This is a genomic window from Mixta sp. BE291 (assembly GCF_031457955.1).
In the GTDB taxonomy this organism is placed as follows: Bacteria; Pseudomonadota; Gammaproteobacteria; order Enterobacterales; family Enterobacteriaceae; genus Mixta.
In genome coordinates, this window is the sequence record NZ_JAVDXN010000004.1 from 430299 (window position 1) to 449682 (window position 19384).

A 19384-nucleotide genomic window follows, 5' to 3' on the forward strand; every position below is an offset into this window, starting at 1 on the left:
ATAAAGGCGGTCGGGTATTTTTTACGGGCGCCGCCCGAGCACAGCATGATTATCATGCCAGTAAAGCGTTATGAGTCCGGGACCAGATCCCAGTAGCCATTAGCTGTTTTTACCCTTTTTAATTTAATAATATGGCCATCGGCATAGCGAAGATAGGCTGAATTGCCAAAGGCGAATCGGGTATTGCCCTCACGGTTGCGGCCAACCGTTAACAGTATCTCTTTGACGATGCAGTTTTCAGGGGGAGGCACATCATCAAAACAGAGCATATCGTTCTCATCCTCTTTCTGGTAGCCGTCGCCAAAAGCAAAAACGGTAAAGTTGGTTGGCCCGCCCGCCTCTTCAGGGGGAATATGATATTTTTCCCGGATGGCGTTCTCGTTTTTCAGCCACCAGTTAATCGCCGATGACGCGGTAACAGGTAAGTGATCGACTAATACTTCAGCACTGTACCGGTCATGATGCGCGCTAATAATATTAACGCGTCGGTTATCCAGGTAAAGATAAATACCCATAGCCGCCATCAAGATGAAAATGAGGAAGTAAAATGATTTTTTTCTGCTCATGGGCGATCTCCCTCGATAGATATTGTCGCTTCCATATTGGTTAAGAAGGGGCGGAATCCAAATTTATCAAAGCGCTGTAGAATAAACCATATCCTGAAAAACTGGAATTGCTTAAATTTAATCTTCTGAATATCGTCAACGTCCAGGCCGAAATGATCCTGCCCGGTATACTTTACTTGCGCGCGCCAGCCTTTTTTACTGATTTCCAGATTTAATAAATCGATGCGTGTAGCGTAGACGTCATGTATGGTGATAGCTAAGCCATTAATTTTATCCAGTATTATTGAGTCAAACTTTGGTAAAATCCTGTCTTTAATCTGCTTCGATATAAATGGGATACTATCTAATGGTAAAACACTATTTTCGTAATCGATACGCGTACTTATCTCCTCCCGAATGGCGGTTAATGTACTATTTTCAGTAGTATCATTAATAATTTGATTTTTATAGGCCGCGTCAAGCTGCATATCAGTAAATGGCATACCTGTACCACGCTGGAAATGTTGAAGCATTCGATTGATAAGATACTTCCAGGGGCCTACGCATGCAAAGGGCAATGAGGTAACCTGCATCTCTTCAAATAGTAGCCTGGCGCACTGTTGCGCGCTGAGCGTGGCGCTGTGTCTGCTGCCGCTATGTGCGCCGAAAAATCGTGACTGGGGATTATCAAAAGCCGTTAAGCGGGTCATGGTCCAGGGATCGATGACATTAGAGATATTGGTCAGCCGCAACTCTTTTTTAAGACGCGCTGCGGTTATATCGCCATACCGCATATCATCTGTCCCGTAGTCATTAAATTGATGGTTTGTGATATAAAGATTGTGCGGGAAGGTGAGTTTATTCATGTTACTGACTCCTTGTAAGCAACGATCCCGGACTCTTCCAGTTGAGTCCTTATTTAACAACGGCGAGGGTAGCGGTAATAACCATAAGTTAAATGCAAAAAATTTAAAAGAACATTTTTTCGCTTGTTGAGTCGCGTAGGTTTTTTACTGTAACGCTTACCGTTAATTAATCAGCGTAAGGACGAGTTTATGCAAAGGAAAATAATTTTTGTTAATAACTCAAGCCCGATGTTAGGAAGAGCGCCGCCAGTAACAAGTGCCATATTCTCATGGCTGCGTGAAAAAAGTTATATTCAAACGTTGCAAGAACACCTTAAAAGAGACGCTTATTGCTGGGAAGTGGAACCGGATAGTTCCGACGCGAATATTGATCAAATAAAAAAGTATGCAAACATAATCGTTTGTGCGCCGGGATTACAGTGGCAGTTTTTTATTGATGATTTTGATAAAAACAGAATCATTTATTTATCTACAATGGAATACGCAACAAATAACATTAAAAGAGTTTGCAAGCTAATTAATTCAATAGAGAGGCGATAGCGAGCCACAGGCATGATTAACGTTGAGAAAATGGAAAGTTAAAGCGCAAGCAATACCGGATTATTGCATTGAATAATAAAGGCGGCCTGAAAGCCGCCTTTTATCACGTTACGTTCTCTGCCGCAGGCAGACCAACGCAGCACGCTTAGTAGTAAGAGTGCTCGCCGCGCTGATGCTCGGTAAGATCGCGTACGCCTTTCAGCTCAGGGAAAGCTGCCAGCATCTCTTTCTCGATCCCTTCTTTCAGCGTCACGTCGACCATGGAACAGCCGTTACAGCCGCCGCCGAACTGCAGAATGGCATAGCCTTCATCGGTGATTTCCATTAGCGTTACGCGGCCGCCGTGGCCCGCCAGCTGCGGGTTGATCTGCGCCTGCAGCAGATATTCAACGCGCTCCAGCAGCGGCGCGTCATCAGAAACCTTACGCATTTTGGCGTTCGGCGCTTTCAGCGTCAGCTGGGAACCGAGATTATCGGTAACAAAATCGATTTCGGCATCTTCCAGATAGGGCGCGCTCAGCTCATCCACATAGGCGGAAAGCTTCTCGAACTTCAGTTCGGTGTCGCTTGGTTCTACCGCATCCGGCGGGCAATATGACACGCCGCATTCGGCCGTTGGGGTGCCCGGATTAATCACGAACACGCGGATTTGAGTGCCTTCTTCCTGATTTGAAAGCAGTTTTGCAAAATGGTCCTGGGCAGCATCGGTAATTCGGATCATGGCAGTTGCTCAATAGTTGACTAATTTAGTTGGTTATAATACGCCCATCGCCGACGCTCTACAAGGTACGGCAAAGGCACCAAATCTGGACGCTGGCGGCTCCGGCACGAATAAGCAAACGGCTGATTTCCGCTGCGGTAGTGCCAGTGGTGACCACGTCATCAATCAGGGCGATATGGCGATCCTGAACGGGAATTTCAAGCCGAAAAGCGCCACGCAGGTTGCGCTTACGCGCCTGCGCCCCAAGCTGATGTTGCACCTGCGCGCTGCGGCAGCGCGTTACGCCCTGCGGGGAGTACGCGCAGCTCAGCCAGCGTGCTAACGGCTGGGCCAGCAGATCGGCCTGATTAAAACCGCGTCGCCAGGCGCGCTGATGATGCAGCGGCACGGCCAGCAGAATATCGGGACGAAGCAGGCCGCGCTGGCGTCTGGCAGCCAACCAGCTTAGCAAAATCAGCCGCGCCAGCATCACAGAGAGTGCTGTCTGGCCGGAGAATTTATAACGCGCCACCAGCTGGCTGAGCGGCGGGCAATAATCGCTTACCGCGATCAGCTGTTGCCAGGGCGGCGGGCGGTGCAGGCAGCGTCCACAGGGAATCCGCGCATCACCGGCGGGCAGCCCGCAGCGCGGACAGCAAAGCGGTAACGGCGGCAGGGCACGCAAACAATAGCTGCATAAGCCCTGCTTCGGCAGCGCCAGCGGCGTCTGGCATAGCCAACAACCTCCCTGCATTGGTAGCATAGCGACCTCCTTAATTTAGCAACGATGAGACAATAACTGATGGCGCAGCTTTACTGGCACACAACCGGCACCGGCAATCGCGATCTTGTGCTGCTGCACGGATGGGGACTGAACGCGGAAGTATGGCGTTGCATCGCTGAGCCGCTCAGCGCACATTTTCGGCTGCATTTTGTGGATCTGGCGGGCTTTGGCCGCAGCCAGGGGTTTGGCGCATTAACGCTGGATGAGATGGTGGATGCTTTGCTGCCGCACCTGCCGGAAAAGGCGCTGCTGCTGGGCTGGTCGTTGGGCGGGCTGGTTGCCAGCCGTCTGGCGCTGCGCTATCCGCAGCGGGTTCTCGGCCTGATTACCGTGGCCTCTTCGCCGCGTTTTACCGCTGATGAAGAAAGCTGGCCGGGGATTAAGCCAGAAACGCTGTCCGGCTTTCAGCAGCAGCTTAGCGATGATTATCAGCGTACCGTTGAACGCTTTTTAGCCCTGCAAACGCTGGGCACGCCAAGCGCCAGGCAGGATGCGCGCGCGTTAAAAGAGGTGGTGCTGTCGCAGCCGATACCGCCGGTTGAAGTGTTGGCGGGCGGGCTGGAGATACTACGCCGCGTTGATTTACGCGCCGAAATGGATGCGCTGCAGGTTCCGCTGCTGCGCATTTACGGCTATCTGGATGGGCTGGTGCCGCGTAAGGTCGCCACGCTGCTGGATCAGCGCTGGCCCGCCAGTGCTTCGCTGATCATGGAAAAAGCTGCCCATGCGCCGTTTGTTTCTCATCCGCAGGAATTTAGCGCGGCGGTTCGGCAGTTCAGTGAGTCTGTTTAAGAAACTTTATCTCTTTAGCTGGCAAAATATCACCGGGCGTTAATAATTGTAGCTGAGCAAGGCCGCTGATCATGACTGTAAAAGTCTGCCAGGGAGCAGGGCGCTGTATCCCCTTATCTCATTGTATTCATTCGGCGGTCTGAGTTTTCCGGTTAACTTATGACGAGGGTGTGCTATGAATATCATTAAAACTATTGCTGTAACGTGCCTGCTGGGCGGTCTCTCCTTTTCTGCGCTGGCGGCACAGGAAGTGACCAAGGAAGATGTGCAGAAAATGAACCTGGAGAAAATCGGCACGGTGAACACCACGGCGGAAACCACCTCGCCGATGGATGCCAAACAGGAACTGTCAAAAATGGCGGATGAGAAGGGCGGCAAATATTATGTGGTGATCGCTGGTCGCGAGCATGGTCGTTTCAGCGCCACGGCTGACGTGTATAAGTAATGGTTCAGCAGGCATAGCGGTTATGCCTGCTTATCCTTTTAGCCACAGATAATGCCACGGCGGCAGCGTTACCGGCTGTGCGCCATCAATCAGCTTTTGGGCAATCACGTCACGGTATTTCTTCGCTTCCGGCAGCATCGCCTCCACGTTTTTTCCGCTCAGATTAAACACGCACAGCAGACCATTATCCTGCGCGGATGCGTAGCGCCGCAGCATCAGCAGCGTATTTTCACTGTCGAGGATCTCCATGGGATTATCGGGATGAAACGCGGGCTGACGCGTGCGTAGCTGAATCAGCGCGCTGAGCCGATTAAAGATCTGCTGGCGCAGGTAATCGCCGCCCGACAACGCTTTTTCAATCGCCGAGAGCGCATATTTTTCGCGGTTAATGGCACGGTTATGGCCCGCGACCTTCACGCCTTCCTGATCGTTGCGTGAACCAAGAATGCTCTGGATATAAATGGCGGGCACGCCGGGGAAAGCCAGCAGAATAGCGTGCGCCAGCATAAAGCGCCGGATGCGCGTGTCATCGTCATCGCTCTGTTTGTTCAGCGCATCCATATAGGTAACGTTGATTTCATACGGGCTGGTGGTGCCATCCGGGTTGTTTTTATAGGAGATCAGCGCCCCTTCCAGCGCCAGGTCGCGCACCAGCGAAACAATTTCCACTTCCGGCAGAATGCCGCGCGCCGGATTAAGGCCGATGCCATCATGCGACGCGAGGAAGTTGAAAAAAGTGGTGGTGGAACTGCCCAGATCGAGACCGGCAGCCCACTGGCGCAACGCGCGCGCCGAGCCATTATGAATAGCGTGCAGCACCAGCGGCGGCAGCGAAAATTGATAAACCATCTGCGCTTCATCCTGACCGTTGCCAAAGTAGCTGATATTGTCCTGATGCGGCACGTTGGTTTCAGTAATGATCACCGTGCCGGGCGCAACCACATCGGCAATGGCGCGGAACAGCTTCACCAGCAGATGGGTGTTTTCCAGATGGATGCAGCGTGTGCCGGGTGTTTTCCACATATAGCCCACCGCGTCCAGCCTGACGTAGTCGGCCCCTTTTTTCAGGTATTCCAGCAGCACATCCACCATGCGGATCAGGACTTCGGCGCTGGCAAAGTTCAGGTCTATCTGATCGGCGCTAAAGGTGGTCCAGATATAGTGTCGGGAGCCATCGCTGCGCTCAAACGGCGTCAGCAGCGGCGAAGTGCGTGGACGGGTTACGCCGCTTAAATCAGTACCGGGCGGCATACTGATAAAAAAATCATCCCAGCCGGGATCGCAGGCCAGATAGTGTTTAAACCAGGGGCTGCGCGCCGAGATATGGTTGCAAACAAAGTCGAACATCAGGCGCGTATGGGTATGCAGCTCGGCAACATTGCGCCATTCGCCGCATATCGGGTTGACCTGATGATAATCAATCACCGAAAAACCGTCGTCCGAGGACCAGGGGAAAAAAGGCAGCAGGTGAACCAGATTAAAGGTGGATTGCAGGTGCTGCTGATAAAAGCGCGAAAAGGTAGCCAGCGTCGGCGCTTCCGGCTCGCGAAACTGATCGGCGTAGGTGATCAGCACCACATCTTTTTCGTCCCAGTGCAGCTTCCGGGGCTTTTTGATCGCATCGCGGGCGGCGCGAATATGTGACAGCAGGCGCTCCCGCGCGGCCATCGGAAAGGTGTTCTGGTAGATCTTATCGATTAAGTTATTGATAATATCCATGTTTATCCGGCGGGCTGCAGCGTTAGGTTCGCAAAGGCGTTAGTTTTTACTGTAGACCGCCGGGCTGAAATCGCAACCGCCGCAGCGGCTCCCGTTGCTGGCAGCGGGAGTCGCCTGGTTAAAATCGCGCGCGCCTGGGCGTTAATGGCACTCGCCGCGGGTTAACGGTTTTTCATCGCTTGCAACGTGCAGCACCCTGATCGGGATGCGCTGCGGCGGCAGTTTCACCCGTCGTAACAGCAACAGTATTACCGCGTTAAACAGCAGCACCAGCAGGATAATTAGGCTGCTGGTCAACGGCTGCTGGCCGATGCGCGAAAACTGCCAAAAGAGCGTGGCAAGGGAGTAAGCGACGTTTAGTCCCCAAAAAATGGAAAAGCTCATCCAGCGACGATTGCTTTCACGTGCGATGGCGCCCATAACGGAAACGCAGGGAATATAGAGCAGCACGAACAGCAGGTAGCTGAACGCAGCGGCCTCGCTGCCAAACTGGCTGCTCATTTTGCCCATCGCGCCGCCCGCCATCTCGCCATCGCCTTTGCTCGCCTCAATAGGGTTAGCCAGCACGCTCAGGCTTAGTGTTTCCTGCAAACCCTGCCAGGTTTCCGTCACCGCATCGGACAACTCTGCCGTAAGGCTCCAGTCGTCGGCGTTAAACGGCTCTTCGTGCAGCGCTTCGGCGGTATATAGCGTATTCAGCGTGCCGACAACCACTTCTTTAGCCATTGCGCCGGTCAGCAGGCCGACCGGAGCCTGCCAGTTATCGGGATGGATGCCGATAGGGGCCAGCAGCGGGGTAATCACGCGGCTTACGCTGGCCAGCGCCGAATCATTGATGCTGTTTACCGGCTGACCATTAAACGAAAAGCTGTTCAGCCCGCCAATCAGGATGCTGGCGATAACGATCACTTTCCCGGCGCGCACTACAAAGCCGCGCAGCCGCTGCCACGCCTGTAGCAGCAAGCTTTTCAGATGCGGAACGTGCCAGCTCGGCAGCTCCATCACGAACGGAGAAGCCTCGCCGCGCAGCAGCGTATGCTTAAGCAGCAGCCCGGTTAACACCGCTACCACAATACCGGTGAGATAGAGGCTAAACACCACCAGCGCGCCGTGGGCGCCGAAGAAGGCGGCAGAAAAGACGGCAAAAATCGCCAGCCTGGCCCCGCAGGAGATAAAGGGCGCCATCATCACCGTAATCAGCCGTTCGCGCGGCGCATCCAGCGTTCGCGCGCCCATCACCGCAGGCACGTTGCAGCCAAAGCCGACAATCAGCGGCACGAACGATTTCCCCGGCAGGCCAAGCGACTGCATCAACCGATCGACCACAAAGGCGGCGCGCGCCATATAGCCGGAATCCTCCATAAAGGAGAGAAACAGATACATCAGGCCAATCTGCGGCACCAGCGGCAGCACCGTATTGATGCCGCCGCCCACGCCCTGCGCAAGAAACAGCGTCAGCCAGGCGGGGAAATGCAGCGTAGCGCCAAGCCACTGCGTGCCATGAATAAACAGCGCTGCGGAGCCGATATCAAACAACGGCTGGAGTGCGCCGCCGATATTGATCGCCAGCAGGAACATCAAATACATCATCAGCAAAAAGAGGGGTAAGCCCAGCCAGCGGTTCAGCACCACCTTATCCAGCCGCTGCGACAGCGTATGCGGCGCCATCAAATGCTGGTTGCTGACCTCCGCGCTAATCGCTGCCAGCGTCTGATAGCGCGCGGCAACCAGGGTGACCGCCACATCCGACGGCAGCTGCGTTTCCAGCTCGCTTAAGCATTGCAGCGCCAGTTCGCCCGCCTGTTGGCGACTATAGATATCGCCTTCCAGCAGCTGTCGCGCCAGCCAGCGCCGCTGTGGCAGGCTTTCGCTAAGCGGCATTGCCGCCGCCAGCCGATCCACCACGCCGTTTAGCTCTGCCGGATAGCTGACCTCCAGCGGCGCGCAGGCGGGAACACCAGCATCGATCAGCTGTTTCAGGCGATCCAGCCCGCTGCCGCGCGTTGATACCACCGGCACCACCGGACAGCCGAGGCGCTGCGCCAACGCGGCAATATCGATGGTGATGCGTTGGCTTTCCGCCATATCCAGCATATTGAGCGCCACAATACAGGGCACGCCCAGCTCACGCAGCTGTAACGTAAGATAGAGATTGCGCTCAAGGTTGCAGGCGTCGACCACATTAATCAGCAGATCCGCCTGCTGGCTTAAGACAAAGTGACAGGCGATCTGCTCGTCGAGCGAAGCCTGCTGGGAAATGGTGGTAAGCGAATAGGTGCCGGGCAGGTCGATTAAATTAACCCGCGTGTCGCCCGCGCTAAAAAAGCCCTCTTTGCGCTCGACGGTCACGCCAGCCCAGTTACCCACGCGCTGACGTGCGCCGGTAAGCTGGTTAAACAGCGTGGTTTTTCCGGCGTTCGGGTTGCCTAACAGGCCAATGGTGCAGCTTTTCATGCCACCTCCGCGATCGGCTGTAGCTGCAACAGCGCCAGATCCTTTTTGCGCAGCATCAGGCTAACGCGTCCCGTCTGGATCTGGAGCGGATCGCCCAACGGCGCGATGCGCAACACCTGAAAACAGGCGCCGGGCAGCAGGCCGAGCGAAAGCAGCTTTTGCCGATAAGCGGGGCTGACGGCAGTGGAAAAGCCAAGAATTTGGTAGTGTTGGCGGGCAAGTAGTGGCATAGAGGGCACCTCAATGACTGTCGCTAAAGGCGGCAAGAACAAAACGGCACCATACTAATGAGAACGATTATCGTTAGTGTTGATTTAGAACAAAGATGATACAAAGGGCGGCGCGAGGCCGCCCAAAGCGTGATTACCGTTTTTTCCCTAACGCGGCGGCCAGCGCATCGCCCATTGCGCTGTTGCCCGCGGCAGGACTGTTGCCGCGCGAACGCGGTTTTGCCGCCGGACGCGGGTTATTACGTTCCTGGCTGCGCGGCGCGGCGCGTGACGGCGCTTCGCCCGGCTGCTCGTCCAGACGCATGGTTAGTGCAATGCGTTTGCGCTGCAAATCCACTTCCAGCACCTTGACCTTCACGATATCGCCTGCTTTCACCACCGTATGCGGATCCTCGACAAACTTGTCGGAGAGCGAGGAGATGTGCACCAGCCCGTCCTGATGAACGCCGATATCCACAAAAGCGCCAAAGTTAGTGACGTTGGTCACTGCGCCTTCCAGCACCATGCCCGGCAGCAGATCGTTCATGGTCTCAACGCCTTCAGCAAACTGCGCGGTTTTGAATTCCGGTCGCGGATCGCGGCCTGGCTTTTCCAGCTCTTTCAGGATATCGCTGACCGTCGGCACGCCGAAACGCTCGTCGGTAAAGTCCACCGCCTTGAGATTGCGCAGTTCGTTCGGGTTGCCCATCAGTTCGCGCAGCGACTGGCGGGTCGCTTCCAGAATGCGCTCAACCAGCGGGTAGGCTTCCGGGTGAACCGTGGAGGCATCCAGCGGGTTATCGCCATGGTTAATACGCAGGAAGCCCGCGCACTGTTCAAAGGCTTTCGGTCCCAGGCGGCTGACTTTCAACAGCTGCTGACGGCTACGGAAGCGGCCGTTTTCATCACGCCAGTTAACGATATTTTGCGCCATCATGCGCGTCAGCCCGGCCACGCGCGTCAGCAGCGCGACGGAAGCGGTATTCAGATCGACGCCAACGGCGTTCACGCAATCCTCTACTACCGCATCCAGCTTTTTCGCCAGCTGGCTTTGGCTGACGTCATGCTGATACTGGCCCACGCCAATCGATTTCGGGTCGATCTTCACCAGCTCCGCCAGCGGGTCCTGCAAACGACGGGCGATAGAAACCGCGCCGCGCAGGGAAACATCCAGATCGGGGAACTCCAGCGCCGCCAGTTCAGAGGCGGAGTAAACCGATGCGCCCGCTTCGCTGACAATAACTTTTTGCGCCGTAACCTGCGGAAACTGCTTTTGCACCTCAAGAAAGAAGCGCTCGGTTTCACGGGACGCGGTGCCGTTGCCAATCGCCACCAGTTCGACCTGATGACGCGTGCAAAGCGCCGCAACCGCCGCCGCGGCCTTCGCGGCCTGGCCGGTATGCGGATAGATGGTGTCGGTCGCCACCAGCTTGCCGGTCGCATCCACCACCGCGACTTTCACCCCGGTACGCAGGCCCGGATCGAGGCCCATGGTGGCACGCATGCCCGCCGGGGCCGCCATCAGCAGATCGCTCAGGTTACGGGCGAAAACGTTAATCGCCTCTTCTTCTGCCCGCTCGCGCACGCTGCCCATCAGCTCGGTTTCCAGATGCAGCAGCACTTTAATGCGCCACGTCCAGCTCACCACCGCTTTACGCCAGCTATCCGCCGGTGCGTTGTTCAAACGCAGGTTCAGGTGCTCGCTGATGAGCTGTTCGCCATAGCTTTCACGCGGCGGCTCATCAAACTGCGGATCGGGATTGAGCGACAGTTGCAGCACGCCTTCGTTGCGGCCGCGGAACATCGCCAGCGCGCGATGCGAAGGCACCGAGGCCAGCGCTTCGTGATGATCAAAATAGTCGCGGAACTTCGCGCCTTCTTGCTCTTTACCGGCCACCACGCGTGACACCAGATGCGCGTTTTTCCACAGCCAGGCACGCACTTTGGCCAGCAGCGCGGCATCTTCCGCAAAACGCTCCATCAGGATATAGCGCGCGCCATCCAGTGCCGCTTTAACGTCGGCGACGCCTTTATCGGCATCGACAAAGCGGGCGGCCAGCTGTTCCGGCTCCTGCGAGGGATCCTGCCATAGCGCATCCGCCAACGGCTCCAGACCGGCTTCAATGGCGATCTGTCCACGCGTGCGGCGTTTCTGCTTATAGGGAAGGTAGAGATCTTCGAGTTCGGTTTTGCTTAAGGTGGCGTTAATGGCGGCGGCGAGCTCATCGTTGAGTTTGCCCTGGTCCGTAATGGATTTCAGGATCGCCTGGCGACGATCTTCCAGCTCTCGCAGGTAACCGAGGCGGGTTTCCAGCTGTCGCAGCTGGGTATCATCAAGCCCGCCGGTGACTTCCTTACGATAACGTGCAATAAACGGCACGGTGTTCCCTTCGTCCAGCAGGCGGATTGCGGCATCAACTTGTTCAGCCCGCGCCTGAAGTTCACCTGCAATAATGCGGTTCAGTGAATCATTCATCATCGGTTCAACTATCTTGCTAACAGAGTTTAGGAAATAGCGGACAGTTATACGGATTGAAGGGCGAAATTACCAGTGATGCGGCGCGCTTTAAGCCATATTCCGAGCGCGGTTTACCACAGGCGGTTTTGATGTTGTACCATTAGCGGCAGAGGGCGGCGCAAGGCCGTCGGACCGTTAGGTTTAGCAGACAGGATGGGTGTGTGAAGACGCAACTGATTACCCGTGAAGGTTATAACAAGCTCAGGGCCGAGCACGATCATCTGTGGAAGGAGAAGCGCCCGGAGATTACGAAAATCGTCTCCTGGGCGGCGAGCCTGGGCGATCGTTCGGAAAACGCGGATTATACCTACAACAAGCGGCTGCTGCGCCAGATCGATCGGCGGGTGCGCTATCTGCGTAAGTGTCTGGCGGAACTGAAAATCGTTGATTATTCCCCGCAGCAGGAAGGTAAAGTCTTTTTCGGCGCTTGGGTGGAAGTGGAGAACGAACAGGGCGAGGTGAAGTGTTTTCGCATTGTCGGCCCGGATGAAATTTACGGCGAGGTAAAAAACTATATCTCCGTGGATTCGCCGATGGCGCGTGCGCTGATTAAAAAGGAAGTGGATGACGAAGTCAGCGTGATAACGCCGGAAGGGGAAAAAATCTGGTTTATTAACCGCATCGATTATCGTCAGGGAGAAGATAACAACCACGCGGTTTAACGCCTGCCGCCGCATAAAAAGAAGCGGAGAATAATGACTTTTTTAACAAAGCCCGGGCAACGCTTATTCTCCGATGGCGAAAGACAACAGCAACAAAGTTCTTATCATGTTTAAACTGCGGTAGTGCCTTAATAAATATTAATGCGGAATGGTGCTGGTGGTGGTTGTGGTGGCCGTGCTGGAACCGTCGCCGCCGCCTGCGGTTGCAAGCGCCAGGCCCAGTAACGCGCCAACAACGGCGACGCCTTCGGCATCGGATGCGCCTTTCGCTTCGGTGGTCGCCTGAGCGCCAGCAGCGGTGCCGCCTGTCGGCTCGTTAGCCATGACATATCCACTGGCAAACAGAGCCAGCGAGCAAATCAACATTATCTTGTTCATATTTATTCCCGGCTGATAAATAAACAACGTTTGACGGGAAGAATATAGGTTTGACAGGCTGGTGCTGAAAAGCGTTGTTTTCTAACGAATAACCTTAACTTGAATTATCACTGGATCGATAATTCACCCGCTGCGAATATTCCTGGCTCAGCGTAACGGTAATAAAATAAATACCAGTTTTTTCTGCTAATAGTTGGAGTCAGGGCGCAGTAAAGTGACACCTGACAGTTTAATAAAGCAGCACTGGCGTACAACGAACGGAACGGGGCAGGCTAAGCTGCTGTTTTGTCACTACAAAAGCATCTTTACGACGTTATGAGCCAGTGGTGGGCAGAGTTTGTTGGCGTATTTCAGAAAAGACGGATCGAACGGCAGCTTGCTATTCTGTAGGGTAAAAACGGAATAAATGCGATATAAGCCGCTGTTTAATATGCTTTGTAACAATTTCGGCTAGAATATAAACCATTAATGACTGTCACAGTTACGCTTCTTTTTTAACAATACCGGCTCAGGCAATAGCGCCTTTGGGAGTATCGAAATGCAAGAAAACTACAAAATTCTGGTCGTCGATGATGACATGCGCCTGCGCGCTTTGCTGGAGCGTTATCTGACCGAACAGGGTTTTCAGGTGCGCAGCGTCGCTAACGCCGAGCAAATGGATCGCCTGTTAACCCGCGAATCCTTCCACCTGATGGTGCTTGACCTGATGTTGCCAGGCGAAGATGGCCTGTCGATTTGTCGTCGCTTGCGTAGCCAAAGTAACCCGATGCCGATCATTATGGTGACGGCAAAAGGCGAAGAGGTTGATCGCATTGTTGGGCTGGAAATCGGCGCGGACGACTATATTCCGAAACCGTTTAACCCGCGCGAGCTGCTGGCGCGAATTCGTGCCGTGCTGCGTCGTCAGGCCAATGAACTGCCGGGCGCGCCTTCGCAGGAAGAAGCGGTTATCGCCTTCGGTAAGTTCAAGCTGAACCTCGGCACGCGCGAAATGTTTCGTGAAGATGAGCCGATGCCGTTAACCAGCGGCGAGTTTGCGGTGCTGAAAGCGCTGGTAAGCCATCCACGTGAGCCGCTGTCGCGCGATAAGCTGATGAACCTTGCCCGTGGCCGTGAATACAGCGCCATGGAACGTTCTATCGACGTGCAGATTTCACGCCTGCGCCGCATGGTGGAAGAAGATCCGGCGCATCCGCGCTATATCCAGACCGTTTGGGGCCTGGGCTACGTTTTTGTCCCGGACGGCACTAAAGCATGAGGCGGCTCCGCTTTTCTCCCCGCAGTTCGTTTGCACGCACGCTGCTGCTGATCGTGACGCTGCTGTTTGTCAGCCTGGTGACCACCTATCTGGTGGTGCTTAACTTTGCCATTCTTCCCAGCCTGCAGCAGTTTAACAAGGTGCTGGCGTATGAAGTGCGCATGTTAATGACCGACCGGCTGCAGCTGGAGGATGGCACGCAGCTGGAAGTGCCGCCTGCATTTCGGCGCGAAATCTATCGCGAACTGGGGATTTCGCTGTATACCAATGCAGCGGCGGAGGAGAGCGGATTACGCTGGGCGCAGCACTATCAGTTTTTAAGCGACCAGATGGCGCGTCAGCTTGGCGGGCCAACCGATGTGCGGGTAGAAGTGAATAAAAACTCGCCGGTGGTCTGGCTAAAAACCTGGCTGTCGCCGGATATCTGGGTGCGCGTGCCGCTGACGGAAATTCATCAGGGCGACTTTTCGCCGCTGTTCCGCTATACGCTGGCGATAATGCTGTTGGCGATTGGCGGCGCCTGGCTATTTATTCGTATTCAGAACCGTCCGCTGGTGGATCTGGAACATGCGGCGCTACAGGTGGGTAAAGGCATTATTCCGCCGCCGCTACGGGAATATGGCGCCTCGGAGGTGCGCTCGGTGACGCGCGCCTTCAACCAGATGGCCTCAGGCGTGAAGCAGCTGGCGGACGACCGTACGCTGCTGATGGCGGGCGTGAGCCACGATTTACGCACGCCGTTAACCCGTATTCGTCTGGCAACCGAGATGATGGGCGAGGAAGATGGCTATCTGGCGGAGTCGATCAATAAGGATATTGAAGAGTGCAACGCCATTATCGAACAGTTTATTGATTATCTGCGCACCGGCCAGGAGATGCAGACCGAACGTGCAGATTTAAACGCCGTGCTGAATGAAGTCGTCGCGGCTGAAAGTGGCTATGAGCGCGAAATCGAAGATGCGGTCATGCCCGAAGAGCTGATGCTGGATATCAATCCGCTTTCGATTAAGCGAGCGGCGGCGAATATGGTGGTTAACGCGGCGCGTTACGGCAACGGCTGGATTAAGGTAAGCAGCGGTTATGAGCTACAGCGCGCCTGGTTCCAGGTGGAAGATGACGGGCCGGGCATTAAGCCGGAGCAGTTAAAGCATCTGCTACAGCCGTTTGTGCGCGGCGACAGCGCACGCAGCACCAGCGGCACCGGGCTGGGGCTGGCGATTGTGCAGCGTATTATTGATGCGCATCAGGGCTCGCTGGATATTGGCGTCAGCGAACGCGGCGGCCTGCGCATTCGCGCCTGGCTACCGTTATCAGAAGCGCCGCCTGCCGCTGGCGGCACGGTGACCCCGCTCGCGTTGCCTAAAGGCGACTAGCCTGAAGGTTCTGCGTCAGCAAAGAAAAACCCCCGCCAAATGGCGGGGGTTTTGTTCAGGCGATAGCGTTAAAGCTGCGGCCCGGCTGAAACCAGCGCGGCGCCCGCAGGCGTATCGGTATACTTTTCAAAGTTGTTGATAAAGCGCTGCGCCAAATCCTGCGCGCGGCTTTCCCACTGCGCGGGATCCTGCCAGGTATTGCGCGGGTCAAGAATATGCGCATCCAGTCCCGGCACCGCCAACGGCATTTCCAGATTGAAAATCGGCAGCGTTTGGGTCTCTGCCTGTTCCAGTTCACCGCTAAGAATCGCGTTGATGATTGCTCGCGTGTCCTTCAGCGAAATGCGTTTACCGGTGCCGTTCCAGCCGGTGTTAACCAGCCAGGCTTCCGCGCCCGCATCCTGCATACGTTTCACCAGCACTTCCGCATACTTTGTTGGATGCAACGTTAAAAACGCCGCGCCGAAGCAGGCGGAAAAGGTAGGGGTCGGCTCGGTGACGCCACGCTCAGTCCCTGCCAGCTTGGCCGTGAAGCCAGAAAGGAAATGATACTGGGTTTGATCGGAAGAGAGACGCGAGACCGGCGGCAGCACGCCAAACGCATCGGCGGTCAGGAAAATCACCTTTTTCGCGTGGCCCGCTTTCGATACCGGCTTAACGATGTTATCGATATGGTAAATAGGATAAGAGACGCGCGTGTTCTCGGTTTTGCTGGCGTCATCAAAATCGATGGTGCCATCGCTGCGCACCACCACATTTTCCAGCAGCGCATCACGGCGGATAGCATGGTAGATCTCAGGCTCCGCCTGCTCAGACAGCTTGATGGTTTTCGCGTAGCAGCCGCCTTCAAAGTTAAACACGCCGTCATCGTCCCAGCCGTGTTCATCATCGCCAATCAGCTGACGTTGCGGGTCAGTGGAAAGCGTGGTTTTCCCGGTGCCCGACAGGCCAAAGAACACTGCCACGTCGCCCTGTTCGCCAACGTTAGCCGAGCAGTGCATTGAGGCGATACCCTGCAGCGGCAGCAGGTAATTCATTACCGCAAACAGCCCCTTTTTCATTTCGCCGCCGTACCAGGTGCCGCCGATCAGCTGCATCTTTTCGGTGAGGTTAAAGGCGACAAAGTTTTCTGAATGCAGGCCCTGCTGCTGCCAGTTGGGATTGGTGCATTTCGCGCCGTTCATCACCACAAAATCGGGGGTAAAGCTGGCCAGGCTGGCTTCGTCAGGGCGAATAAACATGTTTTTGACAAAATGCGCCTGCCAGGCGACTTCGGTAATAAAGCGCACGCTCAGACGGGTATCGGGATTGGCGCCGCACCAGGCGTCAACCACAAACAGCCGCTTGCCGGAAAGCTGCCCGGTGACGCAACCCTTCAGCGCTTCCCAGGTTTCCTGCGACAAAGGCTGATTATCGTTTTTGCCTTTACCCTGGTCGTTCCACCACAAGGTATCGCGCGTCGTATCGTCCCGCACAATATATTTATCTTTCGGCGAGCGGCCGGTAAAAATGCCGGTATCCACAGCGATGGCACCGGATTGCGTTAGCGTACCACGCTCATAACCGGTAAGGCCGGGCTGGGTTTCTTCCTTAAATAAAGTTTCATAATCAGGATTATGGATGACTTCAACCGTGTCAGTGATGCCATAAGCGACGAGGTCCTGTGGCGTCAGGCCATGAGGGCGCATATTACTGTTCCTTTAATCGATTTGTACTGCAACAAATGTGGGGTGACTTGCTGCCACTTGCCGTAAAGCCGCGAGAAGCGATTCACGTTGCTTTACAATTTCGGCAGTCTACTACTGTCAATAAGCAGCGGAAGGAAAGAGTGGCAGAAATGAGAGACGGAACGTTTTTTTATAGAAATTCGTCAAAATCTGATAAAAAGTTATAGATAGCGCAGCGGGATTTATAAAACGCCGTTTTAATTATGTCCTTTTTATCAAAGGGTAAACGTTCTGTTTAAGCGGGAGGAACGTCGCCTCTTGCCGCTGAGTCATGCGCATAACAGTCCATCGTTGTGTCAGTTGCATCTGCTGAGCCGCTAATTGGTGCTTACTGCCAGCGCATGCCTGGCCCGCCTCTTCCACTATCATTACATTCCTGACGGTTCATTTAAGGTCAGTGAATTTTTAGCGCAATAATTTATTTTTTTGACCGCAGACTGAATGTTTTTATGCAGATAAGCAGTACAAAGCACCCAATACATACCGCCGCATCGCTACATGTGACGATAACAATGGTAAAATTGGGTGGCATTTAGCTCTTTTATTAACGATTATGAAATTGAGGTTCTGGCTAATACATTAGTCATATCAATAACTACCTTTTTAGGTGGGTTTAATACTCTTCTGGCCTCTTGTTGAACAATTTCCCTGATTTTCTGAACAGGTTGGCCTGTAACTTTTTCATACACACTATCGGCTATTTTACTTGTAATTGCCGCTGTGATTTCAGCTTGTAATTCCCGTGAGATTGCTTCGGATTCAAAAAAACTCTTCAAAGAACTGTCGTTCATCAAATACGTAGCCGTTGTTTGCCCAATCGACGTTTGAGCTGCCGCCTTTAAATTTCCAGCATTTTTAAATTGACTTGCTAAGTATGTATTTTCCAGAACCTTTGTGCGAATGCTGTCCTTCTGGGGTGAACTAATTTTTTCGCCAGAATTTTTGGCTATAGTATCTATCTCTTTGTTAATCAGCGCAGGGATGTAGACCTCGCATTCTTGCTTTCTCCACTCATCATTCATATATTCTTTTAATACATTGCCAATCTCTTTTAACGCTTTGTTATAATCAACTAAAACTTCATGTGACCTGCCAGTTATTTTAATGTATGTGTTATGCGTACCTATCAGGCTCTTTATAAAGTTACTGGGTTTTTCTTGGATTATAGTGAGTTGATAGTTTAAGTCAGATTCATTGCATTGTTTATTTGTGAAATGTTTAAATAAATCTTGCACTCGAGGCGATGCTGTTTTCATTGTATTTTCCCTGTCAATTTCATGAAATAAGATAATAACAACGCGATATGTTTTTAACTTTCATAAATTGATTATTAGGGGCGCAGCATGACAGCGCTGCTGCCGAAGGCGTATGAGGCCTGGCAGATGGAAGCGCGGAAAAAACCGGAGCAGCCGGGTTTCGCCGCGCTGATGAAGGCATTGGCGCGCACAGACCCGTACAAAATGCCCTGTGCGCAGCCAAATTTTCGAACTGATCCTTATAAATTTGCCGGATATCTTAGTGAATCTGGTCGCTGGCGCTGCCGGAATCATTACGGATCGCCGCGATATCTACCGCATCGTAAATATAGTGGCTGCCGCAATAGTCACAGTGCATATCGATCTGTCCATCTTCCTGCAGAATTTGATCCACTTCTGTCTGAGGCAGCGTTTTCAGCACTTCGCCGCAACGCTCGCGCGAGCAGGTGCATTTGAAGCTGACGTTCTGCGGCTCATAGATGGTCACTTCTTCCTGGTTATAGAGACGCCACAGCACCTCATTCGCCGGCAGGCCAATCAGCTCTTCGGTTTTGATGGTCTCGGTCAGCGTCGCCAGATGGTTGAAATCTTCTTTATCGGTATCCTGCGCCGGTAGCACCTGCAGCAGAATGCCCGCAGCGCCCGCCTGGCCTTCGTGCTCGCCGGTGCGGATAAACAGACGCGTCGGCAGCTGCTCGGAACGCATAAAGTAATCTTCCAGGCAGGCCGCCAGCGTATCGCCTTCCAGACCCACCACGCCCTGATAGCGTTCGCCTTTTTCCGGTGAAATGGTGATAACCAGGTAGCCGTTGCCAACCATCTCTTTCAGCGTGCTGCCGGGCGCGATATCGCCCTGGACGCGTGCCACGCCGCGCATTTCCTGGCGATTATTGCCGTTAATCACCGCCAGGGTTAACGCGCCATCGCCCTGCAGCTGCACGGTAATGTCGCCTTCAAATTTCAATGTGGCGGTCAGCAGGCTGGTGGCGACCAGCAGTTCGCCCAGCAGCTGTTGCACCGGCTGCGGGTAATCGTGCCCGGAGACGATTTCGCGCCATGTCTCGGATAGGTTAACCAGTTCGCCACGCACCGCGTGGTTTTCAAACAGGTAACGATGCATTTGGTCTTGATGAGCCATAGTTTTTCTCTCGTGTTGGC

The 19384-nt window shown here is 54.1% G+C and carries 18 protein-coding genes; 6 read left to right on the forward strand and 12 right to left on the reverse strand.

The genetic code is table 11. The annotated features are described in order from the left end of the window. Positions 1-68: 68 nt before the first annotated feature. Complete coding sequence (locus tag J2X14_RS12040) at positions 69-566, reverse strand: DUF943 family protein (RefSeq protein ID WP_352411455.1); 498 nt, start codon at positions 564-566, stop codon at positions 69-71. Then, on the reverse strand, positions 563-1411 hold the full coding sequence (locus J2X14_RS12045; protein ID WP_352411456.1) for a DUF3289 family protein: 849 nt from the start codon (positions 1409-1411) through the stop codon (positions 563-565). Before J2X14_RS12045 ends, J2X14_RS12040 begins: the two co-directional genes overlap by 4 nt. A 189-nt stretch (positions 1412-1600) precedes the next feature. On the opposite strand from J2X14_RS12045, the gene J2X14_RS12050 reads away from it, so the two are divergent. Further along, complete coding sequence (locus tag J2X14_RS12050; protein ID WP_352411457.1) at positions 1601-1951, forward strand: nitrogen fixation protein NifS; 351 nt, start codon at positions 1601-1603, stop codon at positions 1949-1951. A gap of 145 nt (positions 1952-2096) precedes the next feature. On the opposite strand, the gene nfuA is transcribed toward J2X14_RS12050, so the two are convergent. Both nfuA and gntX read right to left on the reverse strand, forming a co-directional pair. Next, a complete protein-coding gene (nfuA, locus tag J2X14_RS12055) occupies positions 2097-2672 on the reverse strand; it encodes a Fe-S biogenesis protein NfuA (protein WP_352411458.1) in 576 nt (191 codons plus the stop codon). A 58-nt stretch (positions 2673-2730) separates the two neighbouring features. After that, a complete protein-coding gene (gene gntX / locus J2X14_RS12060) occupies positions 2731-3414 on the reverse strand; it encodes a DNA utilization protein GntX (RefSeq protein WP_352411459.1) in 684 nt (227 codons plus the stop codon). A 39-nt stretch (positions 3415-3453) separates the two neighbouring features. Between gntX and bioH the strand changes: the two genes are divergently transcribed. Next, entirely contained in the window at positions 3454-4227 is a 774-nt protein-coding gene (gene bioH, locus J2X14_RS12065; RefSeq protein WP_352411460.1) for a pimeloyl-ACP methyl ester esterase BioH, read from the forward strand. Positions 4228-4402: 175 nt separating this feature from the next. Continuing rightward, complete coding sequence (locus J2X14_RS12070; RefSeq protein WP_352411461.1) at positions 4403-4672, forward strand: YdgH/BhsA/McbA family protein; 270 nt, start codon at positions 4403-4405, stop codon at positions 4670-4672. Positions 4673-4702: 30 nt separating this feature from the next. Here the strand turns inward: J2X14_RS12070 and J2X14_RS12075 are convergent, their stop codons facing one another. The 4 genes from J2X14_RS12075 to J2X14_RS12090 all read right to left on the reverse strand — a co-directional run bounded on the left by J2X14_RS12075 (position 4703) and on the right by J2X14_RS12090 (position 11533). Further along, positions 4703-6391, reverse strand: a complete 1689-nt coding sequence (locus J2X14_RS12075; RefSeq protein ID WP_352411462.1) for an alpha-amylase family glycosyl hydrolase — start codon at positions 6389-6391, stop codon at positions 4703-4705. A gap of 141 nt (positions 6392-6532) precedes the next feature. Then, positions 6533-8845 carry a Fe(2+) transporter permease subunit FeoB gene (feoB, locus tag J2X14_RS12080; protein ID WP_352411463.1) on the reverse strand — a complete coding sequence of 771 codons (2313 nt, stop codon included), beginning with the start codon at positions 8843-8845 and terminating at the stop codon, positions 6533-6535. Further along, on the reverse strand, positions 8842-9075 hold the full coding sequence (feoA, locus tag J2X14_RS12085) for a ferrous iron transporter A (RefSeq protein ID WP_352411464.1): 234 nt from the start codon (positions 9073-9075) through the stop codon (positions 8842-8844). Before feoA ends, feoB begins: the two co-directional genes overlap by 4 nt. 133 nt (positions 9076-9208) lie before the next feature. Beyond that, entirely contained in the window at positions 9209-11533 is a 2325-nt protein-coding gene (locus J2X14_RS12090) for a Tex family protein (RefSeq protein ID WP_352411465.1), read from the reverse strand. A gap of 200 nt (positions 11534-11733) precedes the next feature. On the opposite strand from J2X14_RS12090, the gene greB reads away from it, so the two are divergent. Beyond that, positions 11734-12234 carry a transcription elongation factor GreB gene (greB, locus tag J2X14_RS12095; protein WP_352411466.1) on the forward strand — a complete coding sequence of 167 codons (501 nt, stop codon included), beginning with the start codon at positions 11734-11736 and terminating at the stop codon, positions 12232-12234. Positions 12235-12372: 138 nt separating this feature from the next. Here the strand turns inward: greB and yjbE are convergent, their stop codons facing one another. Next, a complete protein-coding gene (gene yjbE / locus J2X14_RS12100; RefSeq protein ID WP_352411467.1) occupies positions 12373-12612 on the reverse strand; it encodes an exopolysaccharide production protein YjbE in 240 nt (79 codons plus the stop codon). 538 nt (positions 12613-13150) lie between these two features. Here yjbE and ompR point away from each other — a divergent pair. Both ompR and envZ read left to right on the forward strand, forming a co-directional pair. Continuing rightward, positions 13151-13870, forward strand: a complete 720-nt coding sequence (gene ompR / locus J2X14_RS12105; RefSeq protein ID WP_038629697.1) for an osmolarity response regulator transcription factor OmpR — start codon at positions 13151-13153, stop codon at positions 13868-13870. After that, a complete protein-coding gene (gene envZ, locus J2X14_RS12110; RefSeq protein WP_352411468.1) occupies positions 13867-15243 on the forward strand; it encodes a two-component system sensor histidine kinase EnvZ in 1377 nt (458 codons plus the stop codon). Before ompR ends, envZ begins: the two co-directional genes overlap by 4 nt. Positions 15244-15311: 68 nt before the next feature. On the opposite strand, the gene pckA is transcribed toward envZ, so the two are convergent. From pckA to hslO, 3 genes are all read right to left on the reverse strand, one after another. After that, the gene (pckA, locus tag J2X14_RS12115) at positions 15312-16931 is read right to left on the reverse strand and encodes a phosphoenolpyruvate carboxykinase (ATP) (RefSeq protein ID WP_352411469.1); all 1620 of its coding nucleotides are present in this window, start codon (positions 16929-16931) and stop codon (positions 15312-15314) included. A 590-nt stretch (positions 16932-17521) separates the two neighbouring features. Next, a complete protein-coding gene (locus J2X14_RS12120) occupies positions 17522-18226 on the reverse strand; it encodes a type III secrection system effector, WxxxE family (protein WP_352411470.1) in 705 nt (234 codons plus the stop codon). 259 nt (positions 18227-18485) lie between these two features. Then, positions 18486-19364, reverse strand: a complete 879-nt coding sequence (gene hslO / locus J2X14_RS12125; protein ID WP_352411471.1) for an Hsp33 family molecular chaperone HslO — start codon at positions 19362-19364, stop codon at positions 18486-18488. Between the last annotated feature and the right edge of the window lie 20 nt (positions 19365-19384).